This is a genomic window from Enterovibrio calviensis DSM 14347, assembly GCF_000621165.1.
GTDB classification, from domain to species: Bacteria; Pseudomonadota; Gammaproteobacteria; order Enterobacterales; family Vibrionaceae; genus Enterovibrio; species Enterovibrio calviensis.
Genome location: NZ_KK211218.1, coordinates 56,235 through 71,693 on the forward strand (window position 1 = coordinate 56,235; position 15,459 = coordinate 71,693).

At 46.9% G+C, this 15,459-nt stretch carries 13 protein-coding genes; 10 read left to right on the forward strand and 3 right to left on the reverse strand.

Features of this window, described 5'->3' with window-relative positions:
* Positions 1-7 precede the first annotated feature (7 nt).
* A complete protein-coding gene (gene bioA, locus Q365_RS0121485) occupies positions 8-1,276 on the reverse strand; it encodes an adenosylmethionine--8-amino-7-oxononanoate transaminase (protein ID WP_028025292.1) in 1,269 nt (422 codons plus the stop codon).
* A 188-nt stretch (positions 1,277-1,464) separates the two neighbouring features.
* On the opposite strand from bioA, the gene bioB reads away from it, so the two are divergent.
* Genes bioB through bioD form a run of 4 tightly spaced genes read left to right on the forward strand, consistent with a single transcriptional unit; the run spans position 1,465 to position 5,194 of the window.
* Complete coding sequence (gene bioB / locus Q365_RS0121490) at positions 1,465-2,517, forward strand: biotin synthase BioB (protein ID WP_028025293.1); 1,053 nt, start codon at positions 1,465-1,467, stop codon at positions 2,515-2,517.
* A 16-nt stretch (positions 2,518-2,533) separates the two neighbouring features.
* Complete coding sequence (bioF, locus tag Q365_RS0121495; protein ID WP_028025294.1) at positions 2,534-3,706, forward strand: 8-amino-7-oxononanoate synthase; 1,173 nt, start codon at positions 2,534-2,536, stop codon at positions 3,704-3,706.
* Positions 3,703-4,518, forward strand: a complete 816-nt coding sequence (gene bioC, locus Q365_RS0121500) for a malonyl-ACP O-methyltransferase BioC (protein WP_028025295.1) — start codon at positions 3,703-3,705, stop codon at positions 4,516-4,518. The genes bioF and bioC overlap by 4 nt, the downstream gene beginning before the upstream one ends.
* Entirely contained in the window at positions 4,511-5,194 is a 684-nt protein-coding gene (bioD, locus tag Q365_RS0121505; protein ID WP_028025296.1) for a dethiobiotin synthase, read from the forward strand. Before bioC ends, bioD begins: the two co-directional genes overlap by 8 nt.
* Before the next feature lie 98 nt (positions 5,195-5,292).
* Here the strand turns inward: bioD and Q365_RS27030 are convergent, their stop codons facing one another.
* On the reverse strand, positions 5,293-5,466 hold the full coding sequence (locus Q365_RS27030; RefSeq protein ID WP_028025297.1) for a hypothetical protein: 174 nt from the start codon (positions 5,464-5,466) through the stop codon (positions 5,293-5,295).
* 283 nt (positions 5,467-5,749) lie between these two features.
* Between Q365_RS27030 and htpX the strand changes: the two genes are divergently transcribed.
* From htpX to Q365_RS0121540, 6 genes are all read left to right on the forward strand, one after another.
* Positions 5,750-6,631: a protease HtpX gene (gene htpX, locus Q365_RS0121515; protein WP_028025298.1), complete on the forward strand. Its 882-nt coding sequence runs from the start codon at positions 5,750-5,752 to the stop codon at positions 6,629-6,631.
* 206 nt (positions 6,632-6,837) lie between these two features.
* Complete coding sequence (locus tag Q365_RS0121520; RefSeq protein ID WP_028025299.1) at positions 6,838-7,197, forward strand: VOC family protein; 360 nt, start codon at positions 6,838-6,840, stop codon at positions 7,195-7,197.
* A 197-nt stretch (positions 7,198-7,394) separates the two neighbouring features.
* A complete protein-coding gene (locus Q365_RS0121525) occupies positions 7,395-9,725 on the forward strand; it encodes a penicillin acylase family protein (protein ID WP_028025300.1) in 2,331 nt (776 codons plus the stop codon).
* A gap of 720 nt (positions 9,726-10,445) precedes the next feature.
* Complete coding sequence (locus Q365_RS0121530; RefSeq protein WP_028025301.1) at positions 10,446-11,972, forward strand: DUF1800 domain-containing protein; 1,527 nt, start codon at positions 10,446-10,448, stop codon at positions 11,970-11,972.
* Entirely contained in the window at positions 11,969-13,288 is a 1,320-nt protein-coding gene (locus tag Q365_RS0121535; protein ID WP_028025302.1) for a DUF1501 domain-containing protein, read from the forward strand. Before Q365_RS0121530 ends, Q365_RS0121535 begins: the two co-directional genes overlap by 4 nt.
* 234 nt (positions 13,289-13,522) lie before the next feature.
* Positions 13,523-14,095: a class I SAM-dependent DNA methyltransferase gene (locus tag Q365_RS0121540; protein ID WP_028025303.1), complete on the forward strand. Its 573-nt coding sequence runs from the start codon at positions 13,523-13,525 to the stop codon at positions 14,093-14,095.
* 68 nt (positions 14,096-14,163) lie between these two features.
* Here the strand turns inward: Q365_RS0121540 and punC are convergent, their stop codons facing one another.
* Positions 14,164-15,375, reverse strand: a complete 1,212-nt coding sequence (punC, locus tag Q365_RS0121545) for a purine nucleoside transporter PunC (protein ID WP_028025304.1) — start codon at positions 15,373-15,375, stop codon at positions 14,164-14,166.
* Between the last annotated feature and the right edge of the window lie 84 nt (positions 15,376-15,459).

Below are 15,459 nucleotides of genomic sequence, written 5' to 3' on the forward strand. Positions count from 1 at the left end.
TTGTCGATCACAATTGGTCTTGCAATGCATTGTTAATGGCATCAATAAGTTGTTTTAACTGGTCTTTGGCCATGTCGTACGGTGGCATAATGTAGATCAAGCGGCCAAATGGACGAATCCACACGCCCGACTGAACAAAGTGTTTCTGTATCGTTTCAACGTTAACGCTTTGATGGGTTTCCACCACACCAATCGCCCCCAACCAACGTACACTTTTCACACACTCTAGGCTTTGTAACTCAGGAAGCATTTGCAATAGGTGATGCTCAATGCCCAGCACCTTTTCTTGCCATGGCGTATCTAGCAGGAGGCCCAAACTGGCATTGGCGACAGCACTGGCTAACGGGTTACCCATAAATGTTGGGCCATGCATAAAGCAGCCAGCTTCGCCGCCACAAACCGTGTCAGCCACGTGTTTGGTCGTGACGGTAGCCGCCATGGTCATGTATCCCCCCGTCAATGCTTTGCCTAAACACATAATGTCTGGCGAAATCTCTGCATGTTCACAAGCAAAGAGTTTTCCGGTTCGCCCAAAGCCGGTGGCGATTTCGTCACAAATCAATAAGACGCCATGTTCATCACAAAGCTCTCGTACGCGCTTAAGGTAAGTCGGATGGTAGATACGCATACCGCCAGCACCTTGGACGATAGGCTCAAGGATAACCGCTGCGATATCGTCAACATTGTCTTCAAGCTTGGCTTTGAAATCGGTGATGTCGGATTCCTTCCACTCATCGTGAAATCCGCATTCGGGCGAATCCGCAAAGATATGTTCAGGCAGAAAACCTTTGTAGAGTTTGTGCATCGAGTTATCAGGGTCAGTCACTGACATCGCTGCAAAACTGTCACCGTGATAACCATGGCGAAGCGTTAAGAATGTCGATTTAGGTGTGCCCTTCGCATGCCAATATTGCAGGGCCATTTTTAAGGAAACTTCGACGGAAATTGACCCTGAATCACACAGGAATACTTTTTCTAAGGGAGCTGGCGTCATCTCAACCAGTTTTTTGCATAGGTTGATCGCGGGGTCGTGTGTGATACCACCAAACATGACGTGCGACATTTTACCGACTTGGTCTGTAACGGCTTGATTCAAAACAGGGTGATTGTATCCGTGAATCGCCGCCCACCACGATGACATGCCATCGAGAAGCTTGGTGCCATCTTCTAAATATAAGTACAACCCCTCTGCGCGGGAGACAGGGTAGCAGGTCAGTGGGTTGAGAGTAGACGTGTAAGGGTGCCAGATATGGTCACGATCAAAAGCTAAATCCATGTATAAATAATATCCAGTTGTAAACCATGGGTTGTTGTTACTGTTGACATTGTAATGGTCGACTTTAGACTGAACAAGTCATCAATCTCCAAATTACTTCGAGATGCAGGGTCAGCGCACATGAAGTGGCTGATTAAGTATCCCGATGTGGTTTGGATGCGTCATTTAATCAAGTTGAGGTAATACAGGTGGAAGTACGCCATAACTGGACTGTCGAGGAAGTACAGGCCCTTTTTGAAAAACCTTTTATGGATCTGATGTTTGAAGCGCAACAGGTACACAGACAGTATCAAGCGCTCAATCATGTTCAGGTCAGCACCTTGCTGTCGATTAAAACCGGCGCTTGCCCAGAAGATTGTAAGTATTGCCCTCAGAGTGCTCACTATCGTACCGATGTGGAAAAAGAGCGCCTGCTAGAAGTTGAGCGTGTGCTCGACGCGGCAGAAAAGGCCAAACACTCCGGCGCGACACGATTTTGCATGGGCGCGGCTTGGAAAAACCCTAAAGCCAGAGACATGCCGTATTTGAAAGAAATGATTCAAGGCGTGAAGGGTATGGGCCTTGAAACCTGTATGACACTCGGCATGCTCACGCCTGATCAAGCGGATGAGTTGGCGGTTGCGGGTCTTGACTACTACAACCATAACCTTGATACCTCGCCAGAATACTATGGCAATGTCATTACCACGCGCACCTACCAAGACCGTTTAGATACCCTTTCCCATGTTCGCGATGCGGGCATGAAAGTGTGTTCAGGCGGGATCATTGGGTTGGGCGAAAATGCGCGTGACCGTGCAGGCCTGCTGGTCGAATTGGCAAACTTGCCGCATCACCCAGAAAGCGTACCGATTAACATGCTAGTGAAGGTGAAAGGCACACCACTAGAAGAAGTGGAAGATGTTGACCCGTTCGATTTCGTCCGCATTATTGCCGTTGCGCGCATCATCATGCCGGAATCAGCCGTTCGCCTGTCTGCTGGGCGCGAGAATATGAATGAGCAAATGCAAACGTTGTGCTTTATGGCGGGCGCTAACTCAATCTTCTATGGCTGTAAGCTGCTGACAACACCAAACCCCGATGAAGATGCAGATATGCAGTTGTTCAAGAAACTGGGTATAAACCGAGAGCAAGCCGTTCAAAAGCCAGACGAGATTCAAGAAGAGGCGTTATTGACCCAAGTGGCGGAGCGTGTGGCTTCTCGTCCAAGCAAAGACGACCTTTTCTACGAAGCTAACGTCTAAGAGCGCTTAATCCATTATGCGTCAAGACGACCATCTTCAGCGACGTATCGAGCAAAAGCTCGATACACGTCGCCAGCAACAATTGCTCCGAAGCGTCAGCGCTTTTCATCATCAAGATGGAAAGCTCTTTGACACTGATAACCAACCGTACTTGAATTTTTCTGGCAATGATTATTTAGGTTTGGCGCACGATGCTTCATTGATCACGGCGTGGCAAGAGGGGCTGGATACATTTGGAGCAGGGAGTACGGCATCACCGCTAGTGACGGGCTTTTCGAGTGCTCATCAGACCCTAGAGCGTGCTTTGTGCGACTGGTTGGGTTTTGAGCGTGCCTTGTTGTTCAATAGTGGTTTTTCTGCCAATCAAGCAGTGATTTTTTCATTGCTAGAGAAGCACGACACTCTGTTGCAAGACAAACTGAATCACGCTTCGTTGATGGAAGCGGGGATGCTGTGTGACGCAAAAATGCAGCGCTTTCCTCACAACAACGTCCACAAACTCGAATCTATGCTCCACGCGACTGCGCAAACATCCGCACGCTTTGTGGTGACTGAAGGTGTGTTTAGCATGGATGGCGATTTGTCCCCGCTCGCGGATATCCGGTCTGTGTGTGATCAGCATGACGCATGGCTCATGGTGGATGATGCCCATGGTATTGGCGTGTTAGGAGAGCAGGGCCAAGGCAGTGCTCATGCAGCGAATATTCAACCTGACATTCTTATCGTCACCTTTGGTAAAGCGTTTGGGATGATGGGGGCAGCGGTAATGTGCAGTGAACATGTACATGATTACTTGACGCAATTTGCCCGTCACTATGTCTATTCAACGGCAATGCCGCCCGCTCAAGCACATGCTTTATCTCATACGCTCTCTATGATTCGTACGCAATCTTGGCGACGTGAAAAGCTATCTGCCTTATCGGCGGTTTTTCACGAAGAATTGCAAGGGTGCGATGAGGTAATTGAAACCATCACCCCAATCAAACCTGTGGTTCTTGGGAGCGTTGAGAAAATGCAGGTGATCGCTTCTAAGTTAAAAGCCAATGGATTTCTAACAGGGGCGATTCGCCCACCCACAGTGCCCGTGAATACGGCACGTCTTCGCATTACCTTATCGGTAAATCAATCTGAAACGCAGGTGAAAGACCTCGCCGTTTTGCTCCGACGTTGTATTGAGGAGGGCAAATGAGCCAAGCAGTATCATTTCATCTCGAGGCCTCTTTATTAGAGAGTGAAGAGAAGTCAGCGATCAAGGACGCGTTCAGCCGCGCCGCGACCACTTATGATAAAAGTGCCGCATTCCAGCGCCGCGTTGGACATGAACTCATGGGGCAGATATCAGAGTGGGAAAATAAAACCGTACTCGACTTGGGTTGTGGAACCGGCTACTTCAGCGAAAAAATGGCACTCAACGGTGCTCATGTCATCGCATTAGATCTCTCCGAGAAAATGTTAGAGCAAGCCAGGTTAAGGTGTGGCAGCGCGTTGCAGTATCTCTCTGGTGACGCTGAATCACTCCCATTGGCTGATAATAGTGTCGACGTGGTGTTCTCATCGTTGGCTTTGCAGTGGTGCAATGATCTTTCTGTTCCATTACGTGAAATGAGACGGGTAGTGAAGCCTGGTGGGACTATATTGTTTTCGACTTTGCTTGATGGCTCATTATACGAGCTCAAGCAAGCATGGCATGAAGTTGATGCACGTCAACACGTGAATACTTTTCTTACGCCAAAGCAGGTAAACATTGCGCTCGCGCAAGCTGGCATCGTAAATCACCACATAGAATGCCACACGTTAACAGAAACATATCCATCTGCACTGGCACTAATGAAAGATCTCAAAGGTATTGGCGCAACCCATTTATCAGAAGGTAGAGAGGCGGGATTAGTTGGCAAGCGAACTTTTTTGGCGCTAGAAAATGCGTACAGACATTTTCAGTCACATGAAGGGCTCGTGCCCGCAACCTATCAAGTTTGCTATGGAGCGATAAAGAATGACTAAAAGCTATTTCGTGACAGGCACAGACACAGAAGTTGGAAAGACTGTGGCTTCAATGGCCATCATGCAAGCTGTCGCGAAAGCCGGCTATAGTGTGGTGGGTTACAAACCCGTTGCAGCGGGCAGCAAAGACACTGAAGACGGGCCGATGAATTCTGATGCCATTCGCCTTCGTGAATGCACCACCGTTGATGTGGACTATGAAGAAGTTAACCCATGCCTACTGCACGCTGCCTGTTCACCGCACATTGCTGCTGAACTTGAAAATGCCAGTGTGGACTTTTCGCAGTTGAGTCAGGGGCTGAAAAATATCCAAACCAAAGCGGATTTTACGTTAGTGGAAGGAGCGGGTGGTTGGCGTGTACCTGTGAGTTATGACAGCACGTTAGCTGACTGGGTAGGGCAAGAGAAGCTGCCTGTGATTTTGGTGGTCGGCATAAAACTTGGGTGTTTGAATCACGCCTATTTGACCGCTGAAGCTGTTCGCCATGACGGATTAGAAATTGTGGGATGGGTAGCTAACAGGGTGAACCCAGGCACTGAGCACTACAGTGATATTGTTAAAACACTAGAGCATCACTTAGGGGTTCCTAAGCTCGGCGAAATACCGTACATGCCTGCGATTAAGTCGAGAGACTTAAGTGGCTATATCGACATTAGCCCACTAGGGTTGAAATAATCGCAAGAATGAAAAAAGCCAGCAGCTGCTGGCTTTTTAACGTTTTTATCAACAAATACCAAGACATCACACCCAAATGGCGGATGTCATCCTACGGCTTATTTGTCTTCTGACAGCAGTCCCATTAAAGACTCCTGCACATCTGAAATCTGTTTGATCTTTTGATTCTCGTCGTCGGCAAGTCCGAGCTCTGCACAAGCCTCGTCAAAGCTCATCCCTAAGTGACAGCAAAGGATATCGATTGCGACGCGATAATTTTCTTTGTCAGCCATTGTTTTTCTCTCCTTAGAAACGCACTCCTTGATGGAGCACCTAAGCGCATCAAATGAGGCGCTCACCTTTTACACACACATTATTCGTGATTGGTTATTAATTCAACTCGACCAAAGTCTAATTCGTCTTGAAAACTAGACCGCTCATCATCCAAATTAAAAATAGCATACGCGGACCGTTACAATAATTTACGTTTGAATTTGCTACACAGGCTTGTTTTTCGACAGTTTGACCCTACTATCACACCAATAGCGCTTCAATCATTCGGAGACAAAGTCAGTAATGAAACGCATATCTTTATTTTTGTTAACCAACCTAGCGGTTCTATTCGTGTTCAGCATCGTGCTGAACATTGTTTACGCCGTGACTGGCATGCAACCAGGAAGTCTTTCGGGCTTGCTCGTGATGGCTGCATTGTTCGGTTTTGGTGGGTCGCTGGTTTCGCTATTCATGTCGAAATCAATGGCACTGCGCTCTGTGGGCGGTCAGGTCATCGAACATCCACGTAACGAGACAGAGCATTGGTTGATGAATACAGTGAGTCGCCAAGCACAGACTGTCGGTATTGGCATGCCGACAGTGGCGATTTATCACTCCAATGACATCAACGCATTTGCGACAGGCGCAAAACGTGATGATTCTTTGGTTGCTGTATCTAGTGGCTTGTTGGAAAACATGACGCGCGACGAAGCAGAAGCGGTTCTCGCTCATGAAATCAGTCATATCGCGAATGGTGACATGATCACCATGACGCTGATGCAAGGCGTGGTAAATACCTTCGTTATCTTTATCTCTCGTTTGATTGCAGGTGCGATCAGCGGTGTGAATAACAGTGATGAAGAGGGCGAAGGTGGTGGTAGCTTTATCACTTACTTCATCGTGTCTTCAGTGCTCGAAATTGTTTTTGGCATGTTGGCAAGCGTTCTGACCATGTGGTTTAGCCGCCATCGCGAATTCAAAGCAGACGCAGGATCTGCGCATCTTGTCGGTAAAGAGAAGATGATCGCTGCACTCGAAAGGTTAAAAGTGAGCCATGAAAGTCGATTGGAAGGCTCCATGATGGCGTTTGGTATCAACGGTAAAAAGTCACTGAGCGAATTTTTCATGACTCACCCGCCGCTTGATAAGCGTATCGATGCACTTCGCCGCGGTGAGCACCTCTAATTGCATTGTCTCAATGTTTAAAAAACGCCTCCATATATTGGGGGCGTTTTTATTTTTGCCCCGTCAAAATCCTTCTTGGACTAGTGTTACTGATAACGTAGCAGAAACGTTTTATGTCCAAACAACAAGAAGGCCTCTGAAATCTGGCAGATTCTGATTGTTTGGATATTCAACACATCAACACATCAACACTTCAAGAGGTGAGCATGAACCCAGTCGGGTGGTTTGAAATTACGGTCAGTGATTTGGATCGGGCAACGGCATTTTATGAGAAAACGCTTGGGATAACACTGACTCGGCATGAAATGGACGGTATACAAATGGCATGGTTTCCTGTTGAACAGGGCAACAACTATGGTGCAACAGGAACACTCATCTTGAGTGATAACTATATCGCGGGAACATCATCTACTATGGTCTATTTTAACGTTGACAGTATCGATGAGGTGTTAGCGAGAGTGGATGCTAGTGCAATCCTACAGCCAAAAACGAATATTGGTGACGCAGGGAAGTACGCGCATATCGAAGATAGTGAAGGGAACCGAGTGGGTATTCACTGTCACTAACTATGTCGTGTCGACAACGGATTTTAGTGAGACGTAAAGAGAAAGCGCTGTCTTTTGTCGATCTCCTTATCAAATGATCCCAAATATTGAACAGTTTCTTTTTAATTCAGGTTAGCATTATCAGATAACATTCAGTGTATGGATTTGCACGTTTGTGCTTTTGCATATGGTGCACCGTTAAATAGCCAAGGAGGGGCATGTTAAAAGTTATTAAGTTTCTTTTTACCGCTGCGATTTTGCTCGCCTTGCTCGCGACCGCATTGGTTTATGGCGCACTAGCTCTCAGCCTTCCTGCATTAACCGGCGTCTCGGCGGTTGATAGACTCTCTGACACCACCTATTTACAACGCGATGATTTGGGTACTGCAATCATCGTCGCCCAGAATCGAACGGATGCGTCGTATGCGCTAGGTTATGCGCATGGACAAGATCGCTTTTTCCAAATGGATTTGCTCAGACGAAATGCGGCAGGGGAGCTATCTGAACTCTTTGGTAATGCTGCTCTTCCGCGCGACGAACTGACACGTTTTCATCTGTTCAGAAAACGCAGTCGAGACATCGTTAATCATTTGCCAGCTTTGCACCAACAGCAGCTCGCCGCCTATGCGAAAGGTGTCAATGATGCTGTATCTCACTCTACGATCCCCACGTTTGAATACTTGGTGACCCGAACCGAACGTCAACCTTGGTTACCTGAAGATTCCGTGCTGGTGATATTTAGCATGTATCTTGATCTACAAGGGCGAAGCTTGAATCGAGACCTCACCTTTGGTGCGATTGAAGATGAATTTGGCGCAGAGATGGTGGCTTTCCTGTCACAACCCAGTAAGTATCAAGCGGCCTTAGACGGTAGTCGCTTTCCGTTAGAAAAAGTGACGATTCCCTCGCTATCAGTTGATACGGTTAATGCAGCGCTCTCGCACAATATTGATGACTCCCCACTCGTTGGCAGCAACAACTGGGCGGTTGGGGGTTCCCTGACTCGAAATGGACTCGCGATGTTGTCTGATGACATGCACCTTGGCATTAATGTTCCCGTCATTTGGTATCGTGCTCAACTCAACTTTCAACAAGATGGTCAAGCTCGCCAGATCACCGGCGTCACTCTACCTGGAGCGCCCGCTGTGGTGGTCGGAGCGAATGGTCATATCGCGTGGGGATTCACTAACGGTTACATGGATACCGCTGATTGGTATGAGTTGGGAACCAAAGATGAAACAACCTTTGTCTCAGAAGATATTCCGATCAAGGAAGGTGACCACAAGTACCTTCTTGAAATGAGTGAAATTGGACCTGTGGCAACCATGGGAGGCAAAAAATATGCGCTTTCATGGGTTGCCTATCAACGCTATGCCGTTAATTTGAATCTGCTGAACTTAGAAACCTCACAAACGGTTGATGCTGCCTTATCTGCAAGTAAAGAAACGGGCATACCTGTTCAAAATATGGTGGTTGCAGATAAAGAAGGCAATGTTGGATGGCAAGCAACAGGCGCCATCCCCGACAGACGTAAGCCAGCGCAAAAACCATTGTCTTCGTCTCAATATGATCAGGCGTGGCAAAACCAAGCCCAAGATATCCCGTTTGTCGTGAACCCCAAGCGCTCTATGGTTTGGACAGCCAATAGCCGTGTTGTAAGCACAAAACAAGATGAGCGATTTGGTAACGGAGGATATGCATTGGGTGCTCGCAGCACGCAAATCAAGCAGCGCCTGTTTGAAAAGGATGTCTTTGATCCTGAGGATTTCTATCGTCTTCAATTGGATAACGAAGCCTATTTTTTAGATCGCTGGCATGCGGTGCTATTGGCAGTGTTAGAAACTGACCGCGATCGTTTTGCCGAAGACATTCAGGCAATTGAAAATTGGCAACGTTGTGCATGTGCAGACTCAGTAGGGTATACCCTCGTTAGGAAATATCGCGATGCCCTAATAGATGTGTTGTTTGCCCCTATAGAGACACAACTGATAAAGAATCGCCTCAGCTTAGGGGTGCTAGAAAGGCAATTGGAACCGGCGCTTTGGCAGTTGGTCTCAGAGAAACCTGAAAGCTGGCTCCCCAATGGATACAGTGCGTGGGACGAGTTCTTTGCTGATACCTACGAGAAAACGCGCGACGGTCTCATGCTGAAAACAACGGGTCACGTTGATGGGTCTCTTCAGGCGCTTCGATGGGGGGATGTTAATCAGCTAAAGGTTCAACATCCATTTAGCCGCCAAATTCCAATGTTGAGCACATTATTGGATATGCCTAACGTGGCAGGATTTGGTGATAGGTACATGCCTGCTGTTCAAGGCCATGCTTTTGGTGCGTCACAGCGGTTGATTGTTCAACCGGGAGACGAAATTAATGGCATTTTGACGTTGCCAGGGGGGCAGAGTGGCCATCCGTTGTCGCCGTTTTATCGCAAGGGGTTTGATGAATATGTAGAACAAGCATCGACGCCATTATTGCCTGATCAACCGATTTACCAAATTGTATTCACACGTCCAGAACCCACTGAAGCCCCATTAGTTATCAAGCCATGATGGCTGTGAATCTTCACTCCGCCTCTCACTCATCTTCAGGTCGCTTGGGTATATATAAAGCCCCTAGGCGATGAAGCGAAAACAAACCAAGTCGAGTAGAATGAGATATACCCAAGTTACCTGAAGATGCTCGATTTCAGAGGTCATCTGAGTGTTCAATTCGAGGCGAATTATTGTCGGAATAGTTATTCTATTTCACGGAAATTTAACGATGAAGTGGACGCTCTGAGGGCCTCCCTTCGGGCGAGTTTACTGACGCCATGCTCGGTGTTGTTCCTTGTTGATGGAGCTCAGCTTTTTGTTGGAGCTCACTACATCGGCAAAGGGACGCCTTGATCATCACGTCAGTCAAGCTCGCTGAATCCTGCATCTTCAGGTTGTTTGGGTATAAATAGCTCGCAACTGTCTGATTATTTAACACTAAGTATGATTATTATTTAATTGGCTAATCATTGTGATGCGTTATTTCCTGGCGAGGCTGTTTTGTTAATGAAACAAAATAAAGCTAGGATCATATTTGGCTGTAAATAATCAATATACGGAAACTATCAATATTGAGACTACCTCTAATTTTTAGAGCGGTGACCAATAATTCAGTCATTTCAATATCTAAGAGTCTAAAGTATGAATATTCTTGTTTGCGATTCGGGTGATTCAAAATTGAAACTTAGTAAAAATACTAAGTCTCATGAGTGCCCAAGCAAACTTCGGGTATTTGATATGAAATTTGATTCTTTTAACCATGCTTCTCGTTGGCTAGATCTTTCGACATTTGGTCCAAAGCCATCACAAGCTGAAGCGCTTAACAATACATTCGCTAAGGCCTGGTTTGATGAGCAAATTGCTTTTCCTGCCAGCTCGCATATGTCCCAATGCGAGAAGCAGTTCAATGCGCAAGGCTTTGGGAAAAAGCCGTCCCGCTCTACACGTATTCGAGCTTGGTTGGATATCGCACTGTATGCGGATGATCAACTCAGACAACGCGTTGGCTATGCGTTAAGCCAGATCTTTGTCGCATCGGATCAAGACGCCACCTTGATCAACCAATCAACCGCGATGGCAAATTATAATGATTTATTGTGCCAGCACGCGTTTGGCAATTATCGCGATTTGCTTACCGCCGTCTCTTTGTCACCCGTCATGGGGCAATACCTGACCATGGTTGGGAATAAAAAGGGCGACCCTGCGACAGGTCGACGACCTGATGAAAACTACGCACGTGAAATCTTACAACTATTTTCCGTAGGGCTTTACCAACGCGAACTTGATGGTAGCTATGTTTTAGATAGCAGTGGTTCACCGACACCGTGTTACGACGAGAAAGATATTCAGGAGTTAGCTCGCGTGATGACGGGCTGGAACTTCTCTGATTCTGAATTTATATCACCGATGATCAGTCATGAAAACGACCATGATCGCGGTGAGAAACACATCCTTGGCCATGCTTTCGCAAAGAATGTGTCGGCAGTACAGGAAATGGACAAGGTGATGGATATACTGCTTCATCACCCATCTACAGCGCCAAATATTTGCAAGAATATCATCCAGAGATTAACCACTTCCAACCCCTCATCTGATTATGTTCGCCGAGTTGCAGACGTTTTTGTCGACAATGGTGCGGGTGAAACCGGCGATTTAAAATCGGTGATTTGGGCAGTGCTAACAGATGATGAAGTCTACACAGCACCCTCACATTCAATGAGTAAAGTCAGAGAGCCTTGGTTGTCACTGGTTGCGGTATATCGTGCTCTCGATGCGCAACCTGGCGGTGGCAGCGAGGTGGTAGAAACAGATTTGGTGTATTTGAAAACCTGCAACCAATATCCACTTGGGTCACCTTCAGTCTTTAATTTCTATTTGCCAGACTATGCGCCAAAGGGTGTGGTTTCTAATAACAACCTGGTCGCTCCTGAACTGCAAATCATTGATTGGGCACATATTATAAATGTCCATAATTTCATATACGGAATACTAAGATTAAGCCTTCAGGATATTAAAAAATCTTCAAATAAGCAGTTATATATCAATGTTGAGTTATTTAAGGACCTTATTTCTAAAAAAGACATTGATGGCTTCGTAGAAGAAACGTCACTTCGATTTTTTAATGGAAATATGCCAGAACCACTCAAGCACGTTATCCGAGAGCAATATGACGGGATGAACCTTAATCCAGGTAAATGGGTACAACGCCTGTTATTCCTTGCATTGTCTTCGCCATATTTTCATGTACAGGAGAATCGCGCATGAACCTGACTCGACGCCACTTTATCAAAACGGTTGGTGCTGCTAGCGCCGTTGCTTCTGCTCCATTCAGTTTCAGTACTTATGCTGAAGATGCCGAAGACTACAAAGCCCTAGTTTGCGTATTCTTAAACGGAGGCAATGATTTTTTCCACCAAGTTTTGCCCTTAGATAGTGCCAACTACAACAAATACGCTTCTTCGCGCAAAGGGATTGCCGTGCCTCAACAAGCGGTATTGCCAACACATATTGTTGATAGCCATGGCGTTAGATACGGTGTTCACAAAGGGCTGAAACCACTGGTTCCGTTGCTTGAAAAAGGGAAAGCAACGTTTGCCCTCAATGTTGGGCCGTTACTAGAACCTACGAGCAAAGATGACATTCTGAGTGGGCAGGCTTCACTGCCGCCATATCTGTTTGCACACAATAAACAGCAAGAGGTGTGGCAACACAGTTGGTTCGGGGATCATTACGGTGAGCATGGTTGGCTAGGTATGTCGATGGATGTGATTGCAGAAGAAATGTCCAGCATGCCAAACTGTTTTTACTCAGGGCCAAACACCTTGCTAAACGGCTTCAGCAACGACACGATGTTTCTGAATAGAAATGGTTTTGAAGAACTGAATGCGCTGACGAGTGCCGTTGTTCGACCAAGTTATGAATCCATGGCCACGCAACATTATGATTCTCCATTGGTTGCTGGTTATGCAGAAATGGTTAAGCAAGCCATGAATGCGCAAGAGCAAATGGCACCGGTTGTTGATTCGATTCCACAAGACACACGCATTCCAGCTTCTGGCCTTGGTTCGCAATTACGTGCTGTTAAGCAAATGGTCGAAGCGGCACAAATGCTTGGGCACAACCGCCAAGTGTTCTATGTCTCTATTGGTGGCTTCGATACACACGATAATCAAGTGAATCGACAAGATGAGTTGATGAAGGAGTTTTCGGAAGCCATCGCAGGTTTCTACGAAGCGCTAGACGCAGAAAAACTTACGGACAACGTAATGACATTTACTATGTCAGAGTTCGGTCGAAGCATGCACGATAATGCGAGACAAGGTACCGACCATGGTTGGGGTGGAGGGCAGTTTATATTTGGTGGTAACACGAAAGCTGGGCATTGTTTCGGTCACTACCCAGATTTCACCCGCAATGGTCAAGACGATAATGGGCACGGTCGCCTGATACCAGCCATTGCGCATGAACAATATGCGGCTTATATGGTGCAATGGTTAGGGTTAAGAAACGGTGCGCTGAGTACCGTATTCCCATCATTATCAACGCTTGGTGGACCAATGAGAGCGGACGGATTGTCTTAGCATCTTTTGTTGCCAATCGCCCCAAAAACCAGAGCCTCCGTGCTCTGGTTTTTTGTGCCTTTTGATCAAACTCATCAACCTGAAAACGGCATGTAATGGTCATTGGATGAATTTCCAAGGCGTAAAAAGTTAAGTTGATTGGGTAAAATTAACCAAGATGGCGGCAATGGCTAGAAGTTAGAAAAGAATTGCCCTAGTATTTTGTCCTCTTCACCAAGTTGTAAGGATAATGGCATGAGTCAAAGCTGGGATGACATGGCGTCAGGATGGGATAGTAACGAAGCGGTTATCGCCTATTCCGATAAAGCCATCCACTCCTTAGGTGATGTTTTAAAGACAGAAGGTCTTACGATTCTGGATTTTGGCTGTGGTACGGGGTTGATGACTGAAAAGTTGTCGACAGATGCAGCATCTATTATCGCTATCGATCCCGCAGCGAAAATGATCAGCGTACTTGATGAGAAAGACTTGTCGAACGTCAAGACTGTGGTTGGCGTGGTTGATGAAGCCTTCGTGCGTGAGTGTCGTCAGGCGGGAAAACGATTTGATTTGATTGTCGCATCTTCTTCGTTGGCATTTGTGCCTGACTATCACGAAACCATCGCTCTATTGGCGATGTTGCTAGCAGACAAAGGGCTGTTAGTGCAGTGGGATTGGGAAAAGAGTGAAGATGAGGGCGCTGGCTTCACCACCGATGATGTTCAACAAGCTTACAATGAAGCAGGTTTGAACCTGATTTCTACGTCCAACCCTTTCAGTATGGGTGACATGCGGGTGCTGATGGCGATTGGTCAGCGTAACGACTAAACAAAAAACCGCCTCGAAAGGCGGTTTTTTATTGGCTTCGCGCTTTGATACCACGCGGAAGCAAAGTACTAGGCTGCTTGCGCGTTATCTTCAAACGGCACGCGGTTGCCATTCCAGCTTAGTGCAAGACCTAAACCCACACTCGCCGCCGCTCCCATCATTACCGCAGATACGGTCAGCAAACCACTTACTGCTAACGCCGACACAATACCGCTCGCCACAAAACAAATCATCGTTTGCAGGAAGTTCAGCAAACCTGCTGCCGTTGCGCTGCAATGTTTGAACTCTTCAAGAGCCTTGTTCACAACGATAGGGTAAATCGCACCATTTGCTGCGGCTAAGAAGCAGAATGGGATCAACACAGGCCAAATGTTTGTTACATCCGTCTGCCAAGACACCACAAAAATCACTGCAACACTGGCGATGAATAGCGCAACGAACCAAGGCAAAAGCGTAGAGCCATCAAACTTATTCAATAGAGCACGGCAGCTGTAGCCACCCACGATAAACGCGATAGTCTGTGGTACATAGCTCATACCAATGTCAGCGCCGCTGTAACCCATTTCTGTCATAACAAACGGTGAACCCGTTAACCATGCAAAGAACGCCGCTGAACAGCCTGCAAATACCAGCATGTTACCGATAAACTTGCGTGAGCTGACAATGTGCTTGTAGTCGCTGACGAGTTTTGTCGTGATCTTCTCGTCGCTGTTGATCACTGGCGCACTTTCTTTTTGGCGTAGAGTCGCAATCACCAATAACGCACCCAAACCAACCAGTGCGATAAAGATACTGCGCCAGCCAAATTGTGCTTCTAGGCCTGCACCCAACAAAGGCGCGAGCGCTGGTGATAGCGCGACCAATGGCATGATGGTTGCGAATACACGCTGTGACGTTTTACTGTCATAGCGGTCGATCACTACGGCCTGCCAAATCACAGATGCACTGCACGCGCCCAGAGCTTGGACAAAACGCGCAGCAAGGAATACTTCAATACTGTCAGCCATAAAGCAGGCAATGGTTGCTGCACTGAACAACGCCATACCGCCGACCAACACCTTGATGCGACCAACGCGATCAGACAATGGACCGTAAACGATTTGCCCCAATGCCATACCTAGCAGGAACACGGTTAGGGAAAGGCCGATCATAGATTGTGATGTACCCATCTCAAGACGGATGTTTTCAAAAGCGGGTAGGTACATATCGGTCGCTAAAAAGCCGAGCATGCTCAACGCAGCGAACCAAATCATAGTTGTCATTGGAACAGAATTTTTCATTTCATTTGTCCGTAGATGTTTCTTGGATTTACTTAGTTTCAAAGTGTAGCGGTAGCGAAAAGCGCTGTGAAACGCTAATATTTC

Coding starts and splice junctions, on each gene's coding strand:
- bioF (WP_028025294.1), top strand. CDS start 2,534: ATGCGTCAAGACGACCATCTTCAGCGACGTATCGAGCAAAAGCTCGAT.
- Q365_RS0121525 (WP_028025300.1), top strand. CDS start 7,395: ATGTTAAAAGTTATTAAGTTTCTTTTTACCGCTGCGATTTTGCTCGCC.
- Q365_RS27030 (WP_028025297.1), bottom strand. CDS start 5,466: ATGGCTGACAAAGAAAATTATCGCGTCGCAATCGATATCCTTTGCTGT.
- bioD (WP_028025296.1), top strand. CDS start 4,511: ATGACTAAAAGCTATTTCGTGACAGGCACAGACACAGAAGTTGGAAAG.
- Q365_RS0121535 (WP_028025302.1), top strand. CDS start 11,969: ATGAACCTGACTCGACGCCACTTTATCAAAACGGTTGGTGCTGCTAGC.
- htpX (WP_028025298.1), top strand. CDS start 5,750: ATGAAACGCATATCTTTATTTTTGTTAACCAACCTAGCGGTTCTATTC.
- Q365_RS0121520 (WP_028025299.1), top strand. CDS start 6,838: ATGAACCCAGTCGGGTGGTTTGAAATTACGGTCAGTGATTTGGATCGG.
- bioC (WP_028025295.1), top strand. CDS start 3,703: ATGAGCCAAGCAGTATCATTTCATCTCGAGGCCTCTTTATTAGAGAGT.
- bioA (WP_028025292.1), bottom strand. CDS start 1,276: ATGGATTTAGCTTTTGATCGTGACCATATCTGGCACCCTTACACGTCT.
- punC (WP_028025304.1), bottom strand. CDS start 15,375: ATGAAAAATTCTGTTCCAATGACAACTATGATTTGGTTCGCTGCGTTG.
- Q365_RS0121540 (WP_028025303.1), top strand. CDS start 13,523: ATGAGTCAAAGCTGGGATGACATGGCGTCAGGATGGGATAGTAACGAA.
- Q365_RS0121530 (WP_028025301.1), top strand. CDS start 10,446: ATGAAATTTGATTCTTTTAACCATGCTTCTCGTTGGCTAGATCTTTCG.